The 19,087-nt window shown below is 57.0% G+C and carries 20 protein-coding genes; 19 read left to right on the top strand and 1 reads right to left on the bottom strand.

The window, feature by feature from the left end:
- Window positions 1–84: 84 nt before the first annotated feature.
- The gene (locus tag AB1S56_RS14215; protein WP_340868594.1) at window positions 85–1,167 is read left to right on the top strand and encodes a S16 family serine protease; all 1,083 of its coding nucleotides are present in this window, start codon (window positions 85–87) and stop codon (window positions 1,165–1,167) included.
- On the opposite strand, the gene AB1S56_RS14210 is transcribed toward AB1S56_RS14215, so the two are convergent.
- Entirely contained in the window at window positions 1,164–2,408 is a 1,245-nt protein-coding gene (locus tag AB1S56_RS14210) for a nucleotidyltransferase (protein ID WP_340868595.1), read from the bottom strand. The two genes, AB1S56_RS14215 and AB1S56_RS14210, sit on opposite strands and share 4 nt — an antisense overlap.
- Window positions 2,409–2,574: 166 nt before the next feature.
- Here AB1S56_RS14210 and AB1S56_RS14205 point away from each other — a divergent pair, with 166 nt between their 5' ends.
- The 18 genes from AB1S56_RS14205 to trmD all read left to right on the top strand — a co-directional run bounded on the left by AB1S56_RS14205 (window position 2,575) and on the right by trmD (window position 19,071).
- Entirely contained in the window at window positions 2,575–3,096 is a 522-nt protein-coding gene (locus tag AB1S56_RS14205) for a DUF177 domain-containing protein (protein ID WP_340868596.1), read from the top strand.
- Window positions 3,097–3,133: 37 nt separating this feature from the next.
- Window positions 3,134–3,307: a 50S ribosomal protein L32 gene (rpmF, locus tag AB1S56_RS14200; RefSeq protein ID WP_116043433.1), complete on the top strand. Its 174-nt coding sequence runs from the start codon at window positions 3,134–3,136 to the stop codon at window positions 3,305–3,307.
- Window positions 3,308–3,515: 208 nt separating this feature from the next.
- Window positions 3,516–4,112 carry a transcription factor FapR gene (fapR, locus tag AB1S56_RS14195; RefSeq protein ID WP_340868894.1) on the top strand — a complete coding sequence of 199 codons (597 nt, stop codon included), beginning with the start codon at window positions 3,516–3,518 and terminating at the stop codon, window positions 4,110–4,112.
- Complete coding sequence (plsX, locus tag AB1S56_RS14190; RefSeq protein ID WP_340868599.1) at window positions 4,096–5,085, top strand: phosphate acyltransferase PlsX; 990 nt, start codon at window positions 4,096–4,098, stop codon at window positions 5,083–5,085. The genes fapR and plsX overlap by 17 nt, the downstream gene beginning before the upstream one ends.
- A 9-nt stretch (window positions 5,086–5,094) precedes the next feature.
- On the top strand, window positions 5,095–6,081 hold the full coding sequence (locus tag AB1S56_RS14185) for a beta-ketoacyl-ACP synthase III (RefSeq protein WP_340868600.1): 987 nt from the start codon (window positions 5,095–5,097) through the stop codon (window positions 6,079–6,081).
- Between the two features lie 69 nt (window positions 6,082–6,150).
- Complete coding sequence (gene fabD, locus AB1S56_RS14180) at window positions 6,151–7,080, top strand: ACP S-malonyltransferase (RefSeq protein WP_340868601.1); 930 nt, start codon at window positions 6,151–6,153, stop codon at window positions 7,078–7,080.
- Window positions 7,081–7,107: 27 nt separating this feature from the next.
- Window positions 7,108–7,857 carry a 3-oxoacyl-[acyl-carrier-protein] reductase gene (gene fabG, locus AB1S56_RS14175; protein ID WP_340868602.1) on the top strand — a complete coding sequence of 250 codons (750 nt, stop codon included), beginning with the start codon at window positions 7,108–7,110 and terminating at the stop codon, window positions 7,855–7,857.
- Between the two features lie 90 nt (window positions 7,858–7,947).
- Complete coding sequence (gene acpP / locus AB1S56_RS14170; protein WP_068686948.1) at window positions 7,948–8,181, top strand: acyl carrier protein; 234 nt, start codon at window positions 7,948–7,950, stop codon at window positions 8,179–8,181.
- A 171-nt stretch (window positions 8,182–8,352) separates the two neighbouring features.
- Complete coding sequence (gene fabF, locus AB1S56_RS14165) at window positions 8,353–9,594, top strand: beta-ketoacyl-ACP synthase II (protein WP_340868604.1); 1,242 nt, start codon at window positions 8,353–8,355, stop codon at window positions 9,592–9,594.
- Complete coding sequence (gene rnc / locus AB1S56_RS14160) at window positions 9,584–10,288, top strand: ribonuclease III (protein WP_340868605.1); 705 nt, start codon at window positions 9,584–9,586, stop codon at window positions 10,286–10,288. Before fabF ends, rnc begins: the two co-directional genes overlap by 11 nt.
- 226 nt (window positions 10,289–10,514) lie before the next feature.
- Window positions 10,515–14,090, top strand: a complete 3,576-nt coding sequence (smc, locus tag AB1S56_RS14155; RefSeq protein WP_340868606.1) for a chromosome segregation protein SMC — start codon at window positions 10,515–10,517, stop codon at window positions 14,088–14,090.
- Between the two features lie 52 nt (window positions 14,091–14,142).
- Entirely contained in the window at window positions 14,143–15,144 is a 1,002-nt protein-coding gene (gene ftsY / locus AB1S56_RS14150) for a signal recognition particle-docking protein FtsY (RefSeq protein ID WP_340868607.1), read from the top strand.
- Window positions 15,145–15,339: 195 nt separating this feature from the next.
- Window positions 15,340–15,750: a putative DNA-binding protein gene (locus tag AB1S56_RS14145; RefSeq protein WP_340868608.1), complete on the top strand. Its 411-nt coding sequence runs from the start codon at window positions 15,340–15,342 to the stop codon at window positions 15,748–15,750.
- Window positions 15,729–17,114, top strand: coding sequence for a signal recognition particle protein (gene ffh, locus AB1S56_RS14140; protein ID WP_340868609.1), 1,386 nt, complete (start codon window positions 15,729–15,731; stop codon window positions 17,112–17,114). Before AB1S56_RS14145 ends, ffh begins: the two co-directional genes overlap by 22 nt.
- Window positions 17,115–17,159: 45 nt before the next feature.
- Complete coding sequence (gene rpsP / locus AB1S56_RS14135; RefSeq protein WP_340868610.1) at window positions 17,160–17,432, top strand: 30S ribosomal protein S16; 273 nt, start codon at window positions 17,160–17,162, stop codon at window positions 17,430–17,432.
- A 25-nt stretch (window positions 17,433–17,457) separates the two neighbouring features.
- The gene (locus AB1S56_RS14130) at window positions 17,458–17,688 is read left to right on the top strand and encodes a KH domain-containing protein (RefSeq protein ID WP_340868611.1); all 231 of its coding nucleotides are present in this window, start codon (window positions 17,458–17,460) and stop codon (window positions 17,686–17,688) included.
- Between the two features lie 104 nt (window positions 17,689–17,792).
- Window positions 17,793–18,317, top strand: coding sequence for a ribosome maturation factor RimM (gene rimM, locus AB1S56_RS14125; protein ID WP_340868612.1), 525 nt, complete (start codon window positions 17,793–17,795; stop codon window positions 18,315–18,317).
- A gap of 1 nt (window position 18,318) precedes the next feature.
- Window positions 18,319–19,071 carry a tRNA (guanosine(37)-N1)-methyltransferase TrmD gene (trmD, locus tag AB1S56_RS14120; RefSeq protein ID WP_340868613.1) on the top strand — a complete coding sequence of 251 codons (753 nt, stop codon included), beginning with the start codon at window positions 18,319–18,321 and terminating at the stop codon, window positions 19,069–19,071.
- Window positions 19,072–19,087: the final 16 nt, after the last annotated feature.

Genomic DNA, 19,087 nt, shown 5'->3' with positions numbered 1-19,087 from the left:
TTACGATTCATAAGTACGCCGGCCAGTCCGGAGATAGACCAGCATCGCAGGATGCATTGAAGCATAGATTGGGGGGAACAGCCTATGCGTTCCGGAATATCCGCCCTGCGCCGCATCGCGCTGTCGGCGGGCGCGACCGCTCTTGTCATGTGGGGGCTGCTGTATGCGCCGACGCCGTATGCGGTCTACGAGCCGGGAATCGCGGTTCCGGTGGAGCCGATGATTGAATACGCCTCCGGCTCCAGGGGAGGCCAGGGCGAAGGAGAGCTGCTGCTTACTGCGGTTAAGCTGACGCTGCCGAACATGTGGGGCGTCCTGAAGGCGGCTGTCGACGGTGATCGCGACATTTATCTGAAAAACGACGTGTTTGGCCAATATTCCCAGCAGCAGTATTCGGAGCGGCTGACGGTAATTATGGAGGGCTCACAGCAGGACGCCCTGGAAGCGGCGTACCGATATTTGAACGTGCCGTACAGGGTGGAGACGGCGTCCATTGTGGTGACGGATGTGATCCTTATCGCGGACCATCCCGCAGGGAAGCTGAAGGCGGGAGACAGGCTGATCGGCATCCAGGACGGCGAACGATTCCAGAGCGTGGAGCACGCTGCGAAGCTGGTGGCGGCTGTGCTAGGGGATGTAAGAAGCGGCCAGGGGCAATCTGTCATATTGGAGGCGGATCGCGGGGGAGAGACGCTGGAGATTGAGCTTCGAGACGCCGAAGCGATGGCTGGCGATACAGGTGGAGAGGCCAAACGGCTGGCAGAGCTGCTTGGAGTTAAGGGCTTCACAGAGCTGCGAGCCGTACAGGCGGAGCAGGAGGAGCAGTCGCTGCGCATTTCGGCCCGGGAGATTGGTGGTCCGTCCGCTGGTCTTGTATTTGCTCTTGCTGCGATAGATCTGCTTACGGAGGGAGACTTGACGGGCGGCGGACGGATTGCCGCTACAGGCACCATTGATCCCAGCGGAAGAATTGGGGCCATTGGCGGCATCAAGCAGAAGGTTGTGTCGACGGACGCTGAAGGCGCAAGTCTGTTCCTGGTGCCGAAGGCCAATGAGGGGGCCGCCGCGGCGAAGGCGCGAAGCATGGGGTCGGACATGCAGATCGTAGGCGTGGAGACGCTGCAGGAGGCGATGAATGCCGTCGCCTCCTTCACGAAGCGTCTTTAGAGCATGATGGGAGCGTCCCGATAGTCACGGTATAGATCGCGCTGAAGGCTTGCCCCTGGCACGCCCAGCATATATGCATTGCTGGCCCGCACATCCAGCTCCAGATAGCGGTACGAGCCCGGCGGGCGCGCGGCGCTCATCAGGACGGGAAGCGACGCTTGGCGGCGCATGTCCTTCAGCAGCTCGCGGCCCTTATCCGTGAAGCCGAGCACGCGGATATACCGTACGCCTCCCGCAAGCTTGTCCCGCGTGAAATCCTCTTTGGCGTGGCCCAGCAGAATGGAGAGAAGGGCGCGCTGCAGCTTTGTTCGGGTATAACGTCTCGTCTTCAGCGCGCCGAGCAGGCTCTCGAAGCTCCATGACTCCAGCTCTGGCAGCGCGTTCAGAATACGATGCTCCAGTCCTTCCGTTATTTCGTGAAATTCCGCCAATCGGTGGCGGTCTTGCGTCAGGAGCATGCGGAACAGCGGCTTCTCGTACTGCTCCCAGCCCATCGCGGGCACGCCGGCATCCAGCCGTTCCGATAGGATGCTGGAGGTAGAGGAGGGTACATAGCGGCTTATGCCCTGCAGCGAGCGGCTCTCAAGCAGCAGCTTGCGAATGGCCGTCGCGCTTGCGATAGAGCTGTCCGTGACGTCTGACTGATGATATTGAGCCTTCTCTCTGGCAATCGTATAAGGGGTCATGGTCCCCTTTAGCCGCTTCAGCGCAATGAGATAATGAAGGCCTAGCGTGTGATTGGGCTGATCGAACGGGAAACGGGACATATCCTCCGCCCCTTGCTCGCCGAGATAAGCCTGCACCGCTCTGCTGTAGGCTACGGGGTAGCTTGCGCCGCTGCCCAGGCCGCCCATTAGCAGCTCACGGAATCGCGGCGGCTCCTCGGCCGCGATGTCCGCCGCGCGCAGAAGCGGCGCAAGCTGGCCGCTTTCTGTGCCGAAGCAGAACGCGTCTACGACACCTGTCGCCTCCAGCAGCGATACGGCGCCATAGGCGAACCATTCTGCCGCTTGCGTCGCGTAGGCGCACGGGAGCTCGATCACCAGGTCGCAGCCGCCGGCAAGCGCCATGCGCGTGCGTGTCCACTTGTCCCACATGGCGGGCTCACCCCGCTGCAGGAAATTGCCGCTCATGACGGCGACGACCGCCTCAGCGTCTGTTATTTTGACCGATTGGCGCAAATGATAAAGATGTCCGTTATGAAAAGGGTTGTATTCTACGATTAAACCGACTGCCCGCATCGCTTACCAGCCTTTCTGACGCTTGATTGACAAGTGATTTCAATATAGCATAGAGAGGGTGCTTCGTCACTTAACGGATAGGGGCGCGCCAAATAGCCTGAGTGAAATTGTTGACAAAAGATCAAGTAAATCGCTATAATAATCTTTGTTTGTTTGGAGTGATGTTATGCAGTTTCATATGCAGGAATGGATGGCCAAGGGCCTGAAGGCAACGGTGCAGGAGAAGCTGGACGTAAGCGAGCTGTTCAAGGGTCGTGCGGATGTCTTAGCGGCTGGACCGCTGCACGTATCGCTTGAGGTGGCTGGTCACGAAGGCTTCGTAACCGCATCCGGAGAATTGTCCATTGACCTGGACCTGGCTTGCTCTCGCTGCTTGGACAAGGTGGAGGAGCATACGGTTATACCGTACTTCGAGCAGTTCAAGCTGGCATCCGCAGAGGAGAAGGACGAGGGGCCAGAAGCGGACGAGAACGACGAGTTCGTGGAGGTGCCAACGGAGAGGCTGGATTTAAGGCCGTTTCTGGAGGAAGCGGTTCTGGTATTTATGCCGTTTGCCCCGTTGTGCAGCAAGGATTGCAAGGGACTGTGCCAGTCCTGTGGAGAGAACTTAAATGAGCGAGCATGCGATTGCAAGCATGAGGTCATCGATCCTCGATTTGCGGCGCTGAAGGATTTATTTAAGGATTAGCAGCACGGCTATTGATTTTGTGAAGGAGGTGGGAAAGATGGCAGTACCTCAACGTAGAACATCCAAAACTCGCCGCGACAAACGTCGTACGCATTTCAAGCTTGCGATACCGGGTATGGTGAAGTGCGAGCAGTGCGGAGAGCTGAAATTGGCTCACCACGTATGCAAAGTGTGTGGATATTACAAAACGAAAGAGATCATTTCCCAATAATAATGATTTCGGGCGGTAGCACTTCATCTAGCGGTGAGGTGCTATTTTTTTTGTTCTTTACTTATCCTGAGTTGACCTCGGGAGAGGTTTTCTCATATACTGATTTAGTACCAGGTGATAAAATTACAGGCTATACATATAACTAATAAGGAATGCGAGGCGGCATTCCGAATTGGATCAGCGGACAAGGGGGCCGAGCATGGAACGAATGCCCAAGCGTCAGCGGCATCAGTTGCTGGCCCAGCATATAGATGACAATCCGTTCATAACGGATCGCGAGCTGACGAGGCTGCTGAAGGTCAGCATCCAGACCGTCAGGCTCGACCGAATGGAGCTCGGCATTCCGGAGCTGCGGGAACGGCTGAAGCTGATGGCTGAACGCTCCTACGACGCCGTACGCTCGCTGCCGCTTCATGAGGTGATCGGCGACATCGTCGACCTGGAGCTGGACAAGAGCGGTATCTCCATCTTCGAAATCCGCGAGGAGCATGTGTTCTCCCGCACGGGCATCGCAAGGGGCCATCATGTGTTCGCACAGGCAAACTCGCTGGCCGTTGCGGTTATTAATGACGCCATCGCTTTGACTGTGACCGCTGATATCCGGTTTATCCGGCCCGTCAAGCTTGGGGAGAAGTGTATCGCCAAGGCGTATGTGCGCTCGATTTCGGGCGAGAGAAGCAAATCAAAGGTAGAGCTGTTCACCTATGTAGGCGACGAGATGGTGTTCCAGGGCAACTTCGTCATCTACAGGTCCGCCGGCGACAGAGACAACGGAGGAGGAGTAACACATGCGGATCGCGATTGATGCCATGGGGGGAGACCACGCCCCGGGCTCCATCGTTCAGGGAGCGCTGGAGGCGGCCAGGGAATGGCCGGACACCGAGCTGCTGCTGGTGGGTAATCAAGCGGTGATTGAGCCGCTTCTGAAGGACAACCCGCCTGCCAATATACGAATTTATCACGCGGAGGACGTAATTGGACCGGATGACGAGCCAGTAAAGGCCGTCCGAAGGAAAAAGACGGCTTCCATGGTCGTTGCGGGCCAGCTCGTGAAGGACAAGGCGGCTGACGCCATGATGTCAGCAGGCAATACGGGAGCGCTGATGACAACCGGCTTGCTGATTGTCGGCCGTATGGAGGGCATCGAACGCCCGGCGCTGGCGCCAATGATGCCAACCATGGACGATGTTGGCGTGCTGGCGCTTGATCTGGGCGCCAACATGGACGCCAAGCCGGAGCATTTGCTTCAGTACGGCATCATGGGCAGTATATATCGCGCCAAGGTTCACGGACTAGCGAAGCCGCGCGTGGGGCTGCTCAACGTCGGAACGGAAGCGAAGAAGGGCAACGAGCTGACCAAAGCGGCGTTCGAGCTGCTGGAGCAAGCGCCTATTCATTTCGTCGGCAACGTGGAATCCCGGGATATCCTGAACGGAACGTGCGACGTGCTGGTGTGCGACGGGTTTGCCGGCAATATCATGCTGAAGTCGATGGAGGGCACAGCCGGAACGATCTTCGCTGTATTGAAGGAGGCTTTCGGCAGCTCTCTTATGACGAAGGTTGCAGCGGCTATTATGCTGCCTAAGCTGAAGCAGGTGAAGAAGAAGCTGGATTACAAGGAGCACGGCGGAGCTCCGCTGCTGGGCTTGAACGGCCTCGTTATTAAGTGTCACGGTTCATCGGACGCTACTGCGGTGAAAAACGCGGTTCGCCAGACACGAATCGCGCTGCAAGCCAGCTTGATCGAATCGATCTCCGCAGAAATCAACCGGAAGTGAGTGAGTAGCATGAGTCTGCAATCTGTTGGCATTATTGGCACGGGCAAATACGTGCCTGAACGAATTCTTACCAATCAACAGCTGGAGCAAATGGTGGAGACAAACGACGAGTGGATCGTCACCCGCACAGGCATCAAGGAGCGCAGGGTAGCGGCGGAGGCCGAAGCGACCTCCGACCTCGCGCTTGAAGCGTCGAAGCGCGCGCTTGAGGCGGCTGGCCTAACAGCGGAGGATATCGATCTGATTATCGTCGCGACCATTACGCCGGATATGTTCTTCCCGTCTACGGCTTGCCTGCTTCAGGACAAGCTGGGAGCGACGAAGGCCGCGGCGTTTGACTTGTCGGCGGCCTGCTCGGGCTTCATATACGGTCTGGCCACTGCGTCCAACATGATTGCCACAGGCATGTATAAGCATGTGCTGGTCGTCGGTGCGGAGACGCTGTCCCGGATTACGGATTATACGGACCGGAATACATGTATTCTGTTCGGGGATGGCGCGGGCGCAGTCGTGCTTGGACCGGTCGAAGGAGGCAGAGGCTTCCGTTCCTTCGAGCTTGGAGCAGACGGCAGCGGCGGAGAGCTGCTCAAGGTAAGCGGCGGCGGCTCGCGCATGCCGGCATCCGAAGCCAGCTTATCCGGCAAGCAGCATTATATACATATGGCGGGCAACGATGTATTCAAGTTTGCCGTCCGAATTATGGGCAGCGCGGCAGAGGACGCGCTGGCGAAGGCGGGCATGACTAAGGCGGACGTTGATCTGCTGGTGCCTCATCAAGCTAATATCCGAATCATTCAATCCGCTATGAACCGGCTTAATCTGCCGGAGGAGAAGGCGATGGTCAACCTGGACAAGTACGGCAATATGTCGGCGGCGTCCATTCCCGTCGCTCTGGCGGAGGCCGTGGAGCAGGATCGCGTGAAGGAAGGGGATTGCCTCGTGTTCGTCGGCTTCGGCGGCGGATTGACCTGGGGGGCGTCCGTATTGATCTGGTAGCCGGTCCAGCATTCAACCGTTAAATCCGAGGTTGAGACTGAATCGGACATGTTTGGGGAGGGAACTTTGTTGGGAAAAACGGCATTTGTATTCCCCGGTCAAGGGGCACAGGCCCTGGGCATGGGCAAAGACGCGTATGAAGCATCCGACAGCGTGAAACAGCTGTTCGAGCAGGCCAATCACATACTTGGCATCGATCTCACAACACTTATATTTGAAGGGCCTGAGGAGGCGCTGAAGCAGACGGCGAACACGCAGCCAGCGCTGCTCACGGTATCGGCTGCCTACCTGAAGCTGCTGGAAGGGAGTGGTCTCCAAGCGGATTATGTGGCGGGCCACAGTCTTGGCGAATACAGCGCGTTAGTGGCAGCTGGAGCGCTCTCCTTCGAGGACGCCGTGCGCATTGTTCGGGCGCGGGGCCAATATATGGAGCAAGCCGTTCCAAGCGGGCAAGGGGCTATGGCGGCGGTGCTGGGCGCGGAGCGCGAGGCGCTGTCGAGCCTGTGCGAGTCGATCTCGGCGAATGGTACGGGTGTAGAGCTAGCGAATGTGAATTGTCCAGGCCAAATCGTGGTGTCGGGCACGGCTGCTGGCGTGCAAGCGGTCGTCGAGCAAGGCAAGGAGATCGGAGCCAAGCGCGTCATATCGCTTGAGGTAAGCGGTCCCTTCCATTCTTCGCTCATGAAGCCGGCTGCCGAGAAGCTGGCAGACACGCTGGCGACGGCGTCATGGCAGGACGCTTCTGTTCCGGTTGTGGCGAATGTTACGGCCAAGGAAGCCACAAGCGCGTCCGAGCTTCGGGAGCTGCTCGTGGAGCAGGTGTATTCACCGGTGCTGTGGGAGGATAGCGTACGTTATCTGATCGGGCAGGGCGTGGATACATTCGTCGAGATCGGTTCAGGCACGGTGCTGGCTGGTCTGATCAAGAAGATCGACCGAAGCGTTCGTGTGATCTCGGTGAACAGCGTCGCGGCGCTTGAAGCGCTGAAGGCGGAATAAGTTAACCTAAGGTAGGAGGGGAAGGCAATGTTTGCGAGTCTGGAAGGCAAGAAAGCGCTCGTCACTGGCGCATCCCGCGGCATTGGACGCGCTATCGCCATCTCGCTTGCGGAAGCGGGGGCTGACGTGGCGATCAATTATTCCGGAAGCGAAGCCGCGGCGGCGGAGACGGCGGCTGCAGTGGAGGCGCTTGGCCGCCGTGCGGTGCTTGTCAAAGCCAATGTAGGCAAGGCGGACGAATTTGAGGCGATGGTCAAGGATGTAATCGAGCAACTTGGCGCCGTCGATATTCTGGTGAATAACGCAGGCATTACAAGAGATAATTTAATCATGCGCATGAAGGAAGAGGAGTTCGATCAGGTCATCGAGACGAATCTGAAGGGCGTGTTCAACGGGATCAAAGCCGTTACCCGTCCCATGATGAAGCAGCGCTCTGGCCGCATCATCAACATCTCCTCTGTCGTCGGCGTGCTGGGCAATCCCGGCCAAGCCAACTATGTGGCCGCCAAAGCCGGCGTTATCGGCCTGACGAAAGCCAGCGCCCGCGAGCTGGCGTCCCGCGGCATCACGGTCAACTGCGTAGCGCCTGGCTTCATCCAGACGGATATGACGGACAAGCTGCCTGACGATATGAAGGCTTCGCTGTCGGGCCAAATTCCGCTTGCGCGTCTCGGCGACGCTTCCGACATCGCGAACGCGGTCCGGTTCCTTGCGTCTGACGCAGCGGCCTATATGACAGGCCAGACGGTCCACGTGGACGGCGGCATGTACATGTAGCAAGCCGTGAAGCATGTGGTTTGATCTCGTAAGGTAAAGATGGCAATTTGGTATTAATTCTCGTATAATACGGTGGAGGAGGTGAACCGGATGTCCGAAGTAGTAGATCGCGTAAAACGTATTGTCATCGACCGCCTTGGCGTAGACGAAGCAGAAGTAACACTTGAAGCTTCCTTCAAAGATGACCTCGGAGCTGACTCTCTTGACGTCGTTGAATTGGTCATGGAGCTGGAAGACGAGTTTGATATGGAAATCTCTGATGAAGATGCAGAGAAAATCACGACGGTGGGAGAAGTTGTATCCTACATACAATCTCATACCTAAGGATGGACAAGTCCCGCCTGCAATAGACGGGACTTCTCTCCATGTTAAGCGTTTTTACGATGGCATTTTTTTGTGGATCTCGACTAATGGAGCTTAATCGCTATTACATATAGATTGAAGGAAGGGCGCTATGCGTATTCTTCCATATCGCTAGCTGCTGAGGTGAAGATTATGAAACATAGAGTTGTCGTTACGGGCATGGGGGTTATGACCTCGCTCGGCTCGAATCTGGAGGCATTCTGGCAGGCTCTGCTGGAAGGCAAGTCTGGAGTATCTGTTATTGAAGCTTTCGACTTCTCGGAGTATCCGACAAGGATTGCTGCGGAGATCAAGAACTTTAATCCCGAGGACTACGGCTTGGATAAAAAAGAAGCGCGCCGGATGGACCGCTTCGTTCAGTTCGCGGCTGTCGCGAGCAAGCTTGCTGTTGAGGACGCGGGGCTGACAATCGGCACCAACGCGGATCCGGAGCGTGTCGGCGTTATGATCGGCAGCGGAATCGGCGGCCTTGGCACCTGGGAGGATCAGCACAATGTGCTGCTGGAGAAGGGTCCAAAGCGCGTCAGTCCGTTTTTTATTCCCATGATGATCGCGAATATGGCATCCGGCCAAGTGTCGATGCTGACCGGCGCCAAAGGCCCTAACAGCACGGCTGTGACGGCTTGCGCGACGGGCACGCATTCCATTGGCGACTCCTTCAAAATGATTCAACGCGGCGACGCGGACGTTATGATCGCAGGCGGTGCCGAGGCAACCATCCGTCCGACGGGCATGGCGGGCTTCTGCTCCATGCGAGCGATGTCCACGCGCAACGAGGAGCCGGAGAAAGCGAGCCGGCCATTCGATATCGACCGCGATGGCTTTATAATGGGCGAAGGCTCGGGCGTGCTCGTGCTGGAATCGCTGGAGCACGCGCAAGCGCGCGGCGCTCGCATCTATGCTGAGGTCATCGGCTACGGCATGAGCGGAGACGCTCACCATATGACGGAGCCGGATCCCGACGGCGCTGCGCGCTGCATGGCGAAGGCGATTCGAGACGCAGGCATCGAGCCGTCCGATATCGACTATATCAATGCTCACGGTACGTCAACTCCGGTCGGGGACAAGTCGGAGACGACAGCGATCAAAAAGACGTTCGGCGATCACGCCTACAAGCTGGCTGTCAGCTCTACCAAGTCGATGACGGGGCATCTGCTGGGAGCCGCCGGCGGCGTGGAGGCTGTTATTCTTGGCCTGACGCTTAAGGAGGGCATTATCGCTCCAACCATCAACTTGGACAATCAAGATCCTGAGCTTGACCTGGATTACGTTCCGAACATCGCCCGCAAAGCCGACGTGAAAGTGGCCTTGTCCAACTCCTTCGGATTCGGCGGCCACAACGCGACGATCGTGATGAAGGCATATGAAGCATGAACACTTTGAGGAGCTGCAGCAGAAGCTGCAGCTCAGTTTCAAACGCACGAAGCTGCTGAGACAGGCATTTACCCATACGTCCTACGTCAACGAGCACAAACGCGGCTCCGTTCAGGATAATGAGCGTCTGGAGTTTCTAGGCGATGCCGTTCTGCAGCTGCTTGTATCAGAGTATCTGTTCGCGACGTATCCCAAGCGGCCGGAAGGCGAGCTGACCCGCATGCGGGCATCGGTCGTCTGTGAGCCTTCGCTGGCTTATTTCGCGGAGCGTCTGGAGCTTGGCAAGCATGTGCTGCTGGGACGCGGGGAGGAGCAGCTTGGCGGACGCTATCGACAAGCGCTGCTGGCTGATTTGTTCGAATCCTTTGTCGGAGCGATCTTCCTGGATGCCGGTATTGATCGGACCAGAGTGTTCCTGGAGGAGCACATGTTCCCGTTCATTGAGTCCAATGATTTCGGCCTGCTGATGAAGGATGCCAAGTCGAAGCTTCAGGAGAAGGCTCAGCATCACGGACTGGGTCCCGTGGAATATCGCGTGCTTGAAGAGCGCGGACCGGCTCACGACCGCGAGTTTATTGTGGAAGTGTTCCTGGGGGCTGAACGCTGTTACGGCAGAGGTGCTGGCCGCACGAAGAAGGAAGCGGAGCAGCGGGCCGCGGCCGAAGCCTGGAATCTGCTGTCCCAGGACAAATAAGCGATGACAACGATGCGTTTACGCCAGTCCAATCGTCCAGGCTTATTCCTATGAAAATCCCTTTCGACCGTATATATCGGTGGGAGGGATTTTTGTCATATTAGGACGGGGCGGGCTCTTGCAGGGAACGGTTAAACAAGGCGATGCGTAGGCTTGCAGGCTGCTGAAAAGTTTATCGTAATCCAGGATATTATGATACAATGGAGGGTGAGGTGAAAGCCAAACTATGTTTTTGAAGAGGATTGAATTAGCAGGCTTCAAATCCTTCGCCGACAAAACCGAATTGGAGTTTGTAAACGGTATAACGGCGGTGGTCGGCCCGAACGGTTCGGGGAAAAGCAATATATCCGACGGCATTCGTTGGGTTCTCGGCGAGCAAAGCGCCAAGAGCCTTCGCGGGGGCAAGATGGAGGATATTATATTTGCGGGCAGCGATGCTCGTAAAGCGGTCAACTATGGAGAAGTGTCCCTTACGCTGGACAATTCGGACGGCGCGCTGCCGCTCGAATATAATGAAGTGACGGTTACGAGACGAGTGCACCGCAGCGGCGACAGCGAGTATATGATCAACAAGCAGCCTTGCCGCTTGAAGGATATAACGGAGCTGTTCATGGATACTGGCATCGGCAAGGAAGCCTATTCCATTATCGGCCAGGGACGAATCGAGGAGATTTTGAGCACGCGATCCGAGGATCGCAGGGGCATATTCGAGGAAGCCTCCGGCATTGTGAAATATAAGTCTCGCAAGCGAGAGGCGCAGAAGAAGCTGGATGAGACCGAGCAGAATTTGCTCCGCATTCACGATCTTGTGATGGAGCTGGAGGATCAGGTTGGTCCTCTCCAGAAGCAATCGGAGAAGGCGATTCACTTCAAAGCACTGAAGGAAACGCTCAAAACTAAAGAAATCTCGATGTACGTACATAATATTGAGACTGTGCATCAGTCTTGGTCCGAAGCGAAGGACAAGCTGGACAAGCTGACGGCTGAGCAGCTTCAGCTCTCTACGATTGTCTCCAAGCATGACGCGCATCTGGAGCAGGATCGCCTTCAGCTGAGAGATATCGAGCAGGCGCTGGATGAGCTCCACGAAGCCATGCTTCAAATTAGCGAGGACGTAGAGAAATGCGAAGGCTACGGCGAGGTGCTGAAGGAGCGGAAGCGGAACCTGGAGCAGAACAAGAAGCAGCTGGAGGAGTCCATCGCCGCCCAAGACGCGAGGATCGCTTCCCTGACGAAGGATGAAGCGGAATTCCGAAGCCGCGCGGCGGCTTTGGAGGCGGATCTGGCGGAGCTTCGCACGAAGCTGGCTGCGGAGGAAGTCAATCTGATCGGCGTGGCGGGCGGAGCGGTAGTCGACGCGGAGGAGCGTCTGAAGGGCGAGCTGCTCGACGTGCTGAGCGCAATGGCGCAGCACCGCAACGAAATTCGGTATGCGGCGCAGCAGAAGGAGACGCTGCAGCGTCGCATGGAGCGCTTAAGCGAAGACGAATCCAAGTGGACCGAGCAGAAGGCGAAGCTGGACGAGCGCCGCAAGTCGCTTGAGCTGGATTTGGCTTCGACGCTGGAGCTGCTGGAGAAGACAAGGAACAACATGCTGGAGCAATCGGAGTCGGTCAAGTCGCTTGCCGCGGGGATCGATGAGGTGCTGACGCTGATCCGCAAGTGGGAGCAGCGTCTGGACAGCCATATCTCCAGGCGCGACACGATGAAGGAAATGCAGGACGCGCTGGACGGATTCATGCAGGGCGTCAAGGAAGTGCTGAAGGCGGCGCGACGCTCCTCAGGCGGCATTGACGGCGTTCATGGCGCGGTTGCCGAGCTGGTGCGGGTGCCGCAGCGTATTGAGATTGCGGTCGAGACGGCGCTGGGCGGGGCGCTGCAGCATATTGTCATGGAGGACGAGCGGACGGCGAGGAACGCCATTGCGTTCCTGAAGCAGCGTCAGCTGGGCCGAGCCACGTTCCTCCCGCTGGATGTAATCCGCGGACGTATGGTGCCGGAGAACGACAAACGTTCCATCGCGGCTGTTGAAGGCTTTGTCGGCGTCGCGTCCGAGCTGGTCCAATGCGACGAGCGGTATCAGGCCATCATCAACAACCTGCTGGGCAACGTCCTGCTGGCGGAGACGTTGGAGCAGGCGAATCGCATCGCCTCGCGCTGCCAATATCGCTACCGTGTGGTCACCCTGGAAGGCGACGTTGTGAACGCCGGCGGCTCCATGACGGGGGGCAGCCTGCAGAAGAAAGGCGCAAGCCTGCTTGGCCGCAGCCGTCAGATCGAGGCACTGGATCAGGAAATCAAGGAAGCAAGGGCAACCTTGGATGGGCTGTTGAGCAAGCTGAGCGATTTGCGGAAGGAGCATTCCATCCGCTCGCAAAATATGGAGGAGCTTCGCGGGCACGCGGAGCAGTGCCGAATCCGGGAGCAGGGCATTCGCGCGGAGCAGCAGCAGCTTCAGTCGGAGGCCAGGCTGCTGGCGGAGCAGAATGAGCTGTCCGTCTCGGAGCGGAGCTCGCAGACGCAGGAGCAGGAGCAAATTGCTCAAGCCGCAGCCGCGGCGGAGCAGCGTCTCCAGCAGCTAACGCTGGATGAGGCGAGGCTTCAGGAGGCGATCCGGCTGGCAGAGGAGCGCCGCAAGGCAAGCGAGTCCGCCAAGGAGGAGCTGCAAGGCCAGCTGACGGATCTGAAGATTGCCGTCGCCAAGACGGATCAAGAGAAGCTGAGCTTCGAGGATCAGGCCGCCCGCGTCCGCTCGGACATTCAGAGAGCGAAGGGCGAGCTTGCGAATCTGCGGTCGCTGTACGCGCAGCAGGAGGAGGAAATCGCCCGTCACGCCGACGAGACGATCGCTCAGATCGAGCAGCTGAACCATCTGCGGATTAAGAAGGCGAGCTGCGCGGAGGGGACCGATCTGAAGCGCGCCGCGAGAGCGCAGCGAATTGCCGAGCTGGAGCAGGGCGAAAGCGAGACCAAGGAGCAGCGCGCGCAGCTGCGGGCTATTGAGGACCAATTGCGCAGCACAGAAATTGCGGTCAATCGCCAGGATGTGGAGCTTGACAACCTATTGCGCAAGCTGAGCGAGGAGTATGAGCTCAGCTTCGAGCTTGCGAAGGAGCAATACCCTGTACCCGAGGATGTTGTCGGCGCGCAGAATGAAGTACGCGATCTGAAGCGCCAAATCACCGCGCTGGGCGAGGTGAACCTTGGCGCCATTGAGGAATATGAGCGCGTCAAGGAACGTTACGACTTCCTGTCAGAGCAGAAAAACGATCTTATCGAAGCGAAAACGGCGCTGTACCAGGTCATCAAAGAGATGGACGATGAGATGTCCAAGCGGTTCCGTACCACCTTCGAAGCGATACGCGGCCACTTCGTCGTTGTGTTCGCGAAGCTGTTCGGCGGAGGCCGCGCGGATCTCATACTGGTGGAGCCGGATCGCGTGCTGGATACGGGCATTGATATTGTCGCGCAGCCACCGGGCAAGAAGCTGCAGAACCTGCAGCTGCTTTCGGGCGGCGAGCGCGCTTTGACCGCAATCGCGCTGTTGTTCGCGATTCTGCAGGTGAAGCCGGTTCCGTTCTGCGTGCTGGACGAGGTCGAGGCCGCGCTGGACGAAGCCAACGTATCGCGCTTTGCGCAATATTTGCGTGAGTTCTCCGACCTGACCCAGTTCATCGTCGTTACTCACCGCAAAGGCACTATGGAAGAAGCGGATGTCCTATATGGCGTTACGATGGAGGAAGGCGGCGTATCGAAGCTTGTGTCGGTGCGGCTGGAAGAGGAAGAGCCGGTATCGGCTTAGTTGGAATAACATGTGACGTTGTCAGGATGTTCAGGATGGAGGAACGACAGGCATGAGTTTTTTTAAGAAGCTGAAGGAAAGCATTGCGGCGAAGACGGAATCCGTCACCAACGTATTCAAGGAAGGATTGACCAAGACGCGTACGGCGTTCGTGGAGAAGGTCGAGGAGCTGATTACTCGCCGGAAGAAGATCGACGAGGAGTTCTATGAAGAGCTGGAAGAAATATTGATCGGTGCCGATGTGGGCGTGAATACGGTCATGGGATTGATCGACGAGCTGCGCGTCGAGGTGAAGAAACGGAAGATTGAGGACGCGGCGGAGCTGCAGCCTGTCCTGTCCGAGAAGCTGATCGGCCTGCTGCGAGGCGATGATCATGCGGAGCTGCGCATGGCGCCCGAAGGGCAAATTACGGTGATTCTATTCGTTGGCGTCAATGGTGTTGGCAAAACAACGACAATCGGCAAGCTGGCGCATAAGTTCAAGAGCGAAGGGAAGTCGGTGCTGCTCGCCGCAGGCGACACGTTCCGCGCGGGGGCAATCGAGCAGCTGGAGGTATGGGGCCAGCGAGTTGGCGTTGATGTGATCAAGCAATCGTCAGGCGCCGATCCCGCAGCCGTCATGTTCGACGCCGTGCAAGCGGCGAAGCAGCGCAAGGTAGACGTGCTTCTATGCGACACCGCCGGCCGTCTTCAGAATAAGACGAACCTGATGGAAGAGCTGAACAAAATTTTCCGGGTCATTCAGCGGGAGCTGCCGGAGGCGCCTCACGAGGTGCTGCTTGTGCTTGACGCGACGACCGGCCAGAACGCGCTGAGCCAGGCCAAGCTGTTCGGCGAAAAAAGCGGCGTGACTGGGCTTGTTCTCACGAAACTCGACGGAACGGCCAAGGGCGGCATTGTTGTGGCGATCCGCAACGAGCTGAACCTGCCCGTTAAGCTTGTTGGCCTCGGGGAGAAGATGGGCGATCTGCAGACGTTCGATTCGGAGCAATTCGTACACGCGTTGTTCGCCGGACTGATCAGCAAGGCGGAGGAGCAGGAGCCATCCGCATAGGCGGAAACTGTCGGAATAAGCGGAGACTCGTTGACACTCGTCTCGCAGTCAGGAAGCCTGCTTCATGCTTCCTTGGCAGCTGACAAGGTTAATTGCTTGACAGGGCAATTGTCATCCTGTATGATAAGAGACGTTGCATGAAGTGCCGCAGTGCATTTAGCTTGATGTAGAAGAGACGTGAAGGAGGCGGGAGCGTTGAAAGAAGCCGCACCGGATGCCTTGGCCCGAACAACGAGAATCAACTTGCTGTTCGACTTCTACGAAAGTCTGCTGACTGAGAAGCAGCGCACCATACTTACTTATTATTATCACGATGATTTTTCGCTTGGCGAAATTGCCTCGGAGTTCGGCATCAGCCGGCAAGCCGTCTATGACAATATCAGGCGGACGGAGGTTGCGCTGGAGAGCTATGAAGAGAAGCTGTCTCTTCTGGCCAAGCACGAGCGACTGCTTCGTCTGGCTGATCAGCTTGAGGGGCAGATCGAGGCCATCGTGATGAATGACGGGGACAAACGGTCCCTTATAGAAGCCGTCGGAGCATTCCGAACGGCAGAAGGCACGGCAAGGGAAGGAGGCGAGGATTCATGGCAGCATTTGAAAGCTTAAGCAATCGCCTGCAGAATGTATTCAGCAAGCTGAGAGGCAAAGGCAAGGTATCGGAAGACGATGTCAACGATGCGATGCGTGAGGTTCGCCTGGCGCTCCTGGAGGCCGACGTTAACTTTAAAGTCGTCAAGGATTTTATCGCCAAAGTGAAGGAGCAGGCTGTCGGGCTGGATGTGTCGAAGAGCTTCACTCCCGGCATGGTTATTATCGACATCGTCAATAAGGAATTAACCGCGTTGATGGGCGGCACCCAATCCAAGCTTGCCAAAGCGAACAAGCCTCCAACGGTTATTATGATGGTCGGCTTGCAGGGCGCGGGCAAAACAACGACCTCCGGCAAGCTGGCGAAGCTGCTCCAGAAGGATAAGCACAAGCCATTGCTTGTTGCGTGCGACATCTATCGTCCCGCTGCGATTAAGCAGCTCCAGGTGCTGGGCGAGCAGATTGGCGCTCCGGTATTCTCGCTTGGCGATCAGGCCTCGCCGGTCGATATTGCCAAGCAGGGCCTGCAGCACGCCAAGGATAACGGCAATGATTACGTCATCTTCGATACGGCGGGACGTCTGCACATCGACGAAGAGCTGATGGAAGAGCTGAAGCAGATTCATGCGAACGTGAAGCCGGATGAGGTGCTCCTCGTTGTCGACGCGATGACGGGGCAGGACGCCGTGAATGTGGCGCAAAGCTTCCATGAGCAGCTGGAGCTGTCGGGCGTCGTGCTGACGAAGCTGGACGGCGACACTCGCGGCGGTGCGGCGCTTTCCGTCAAGGCTGTGACGGGCCGGCCGATCAAGTTCGCGGCTATGGGCGAGAAGATCGACTCGCTGGAGCCGTTCCATCCGGAGCGGATGGCGTCCCGTATTCTCGGCATGGGCGATATGCTGTCCCTGATCGAGAAGGCGCAGGCCGGCATTGACGCGGACAAGGCTGCCGAGATGGAGCGCAAGATGCGTACGGCAGAGTTCACGTTCGACGATTTCCTGGAACAGATGGAGCAGGTTCGCAAGCTGGGACCGCTGGATCAGATTATGGATATGCTGCCCGGCATGAACAAGATGAAGGGCGGCATGAAGGATCTGAAGGTCGACGAGAAGCAGCTTGGCCGGATTGAAGCGATTGTTCGCTCCATGACGAAGGAAGAGAAGCAGAAGCCGGAGCTGCTGAACCATAGCCGGCGCAAGCGCGTCGCGGCTGGCAGCGGCACAACCATCGTGGAAGTGAATCGTCTGATCAAGCAGTTCGACGATATGCGCAAGATGATGAAGCAGTTCTCCTCCATGATGGGACCGAAGGGACCCAAGGGCAAGAAGGGCCTCAAGGGCATGAAAGGCATGCTGGGACGCAATATGAAGTTCCCGTTCTGATGAACGTTTATAAGAACTGTATTTTTTGAAGGAGGTGAATCATAAATGGCAGTACGTATTCGCTTGAAACGTATGGGCGCTCACAAGGCACCATTCTACCGCGTCGTTGTATCGGATTCCCGTTCCCCGCGTGATGGACGTTTTATTGAAGAAATCGGCACTTACAATCCGGTTGCTCAGCCAGCTCAAGTCTCTATCGATGAAGAGAAAGCTCTGAAATGGCTGCAGACTGGCGCGCAAGCTTCCGACACTGTTCGCAACCTGCTTTCCCAAGCTGGTGTTCTGAAGAAGTTCCATGAGCTTAGACAACAGAAATAACTGTTGAACAGCGGAGGGCTTTGTGATGAAAGAATTAATTCTTGTCATAGCGAAGGCTTTAGTGGATCATCCGGACGAAGTGCGAGTCGGAGTGAAGGATGATGAGCGGAGTACGGTTTACGAGCTTTCGGTTCACCCCGATGACATAGGTAAAGTAATCGGCAAGCAGGGCCGCATCGCGAAAGCGATGCGCACAGTGGTAACCTCGGCATCCGTCAAATCGAATAAACGCGTCATCGTCGATATTATTTCATAAGCCGATGGCACGCAGCAGGGTTGGGACGAATGTCCTGACCCTTTTTACATAGCATAAGAAGAAGCACAAAGCATCTCATTAACTTGGAAGGGCGGGTTCTGGGCATGAGCGAAAGATGGTATACCGTAGGTAAAATAGTTAATACACACGGCATTCGCGGCGAGGTGAAGGTCGTTTCGCAAACAGACTTTGCAGAGGAGCGCTTCGCCAAGGGAAGCAAGCTTCTGATGGTGAACGAGGGGACCGGCGAATCGCATGAGGTGACGATTACTGGCTCCCGCGAGCAGAAAAACGTCTATTTGCTTAAGCTGGAAGGCTACGACAACATTAACGACGTCGAGAAATACAAGGGCTGGCTGCTGAAGGTATCGGAGGCGCAGCAAGGCAAGCTTGAGCAAGGGGAATATTATTATCATCAAATTATCGGCTGCTCCGTTGTAACTGAGGATGGGGAGACGCTGGGCGACATTTCGGAAATTCTCAGTCCGGGCGCCAATGACGTATGGGTAGTGGAGCTGGCCAAGAAGCGGGGCAAGCAATTGCTGCTGCCTGTTATCGATGATGTGGTGCTGGCTGTGAATGTGGAGGATAAGGTTGTGACCGTGAGGTTAATGGAAGGGCTGGTCTAACATGAGAATTGATGTTCTGACGCTGTTCCCGGAAATGTTCGAAGGCGTCTTCGGCTCCAGTATCCTGGGGAAGGCGAAGGAGAAGGGGCTCGTATCGCTGGAGGCCATTAACTTCCGGCAATATTCCACGAACAAGCATAGCACAGTCGATGATTACCCCTATGGCGGCGGAGGGGGCATGGTGCTGAAGCCGGAGCCCGTATTCGCGGCGGTGGAGGAGCTTCAGGCTCGTTCGGAGAGTAAGACAAGGGTGATTCTCATGTGTCCGCAAGGCGAATCGTTTACGCAGCGCAAAGCGGAGGAGCTGGCCAAGGAGGAGCATCTTGTGCTTATATGCGGCCATTATGAAGGCTACGATGAACGAATTCGCGAGCATCTGGTCACGGACGAGCTGTCCATCGGCGATTACGTGCTGACAGGCGGCGAGATTCCCGCTATGACGGTCATCGACAGCGTCGTGAGGCTGCTGCCGGGCGTGCTCGGGAATGAAACCTCAGCGGTGACGGATTCCTACAGTACGGGCTTGCTGGAGCATCCTCATTACACCCGGCCGCCCCAATTCCGTGATTGGAGCGTTCCCGATATTCTTATATCCGGGCATCATGCCAAGATTGAGCAATGGCGGAGGGAGCAGTCGCTTCTGAGGACGTTCAAGCGGAGGCCGGATTTGTTAGAGGGCGCGGAGTTAACGGAGAAGGAACGCAAGCTGCTGAAGGAATGGGCCCAGCGACAGATGGCGGAGGAGAACAAATAAGGGAACGCGGCTTCCA

This window comes from Paenibacillus sp. PL2-23, from assembly GCF_040834005.1.
GTDB lineage: Bacteria > Bacillota > Bacilli > Paenibacillales > Paenibacillaceae > Pristimantibacillus.
This window is presented reverse-complemented; position numbering and strand designations above follow the sequence as displayed.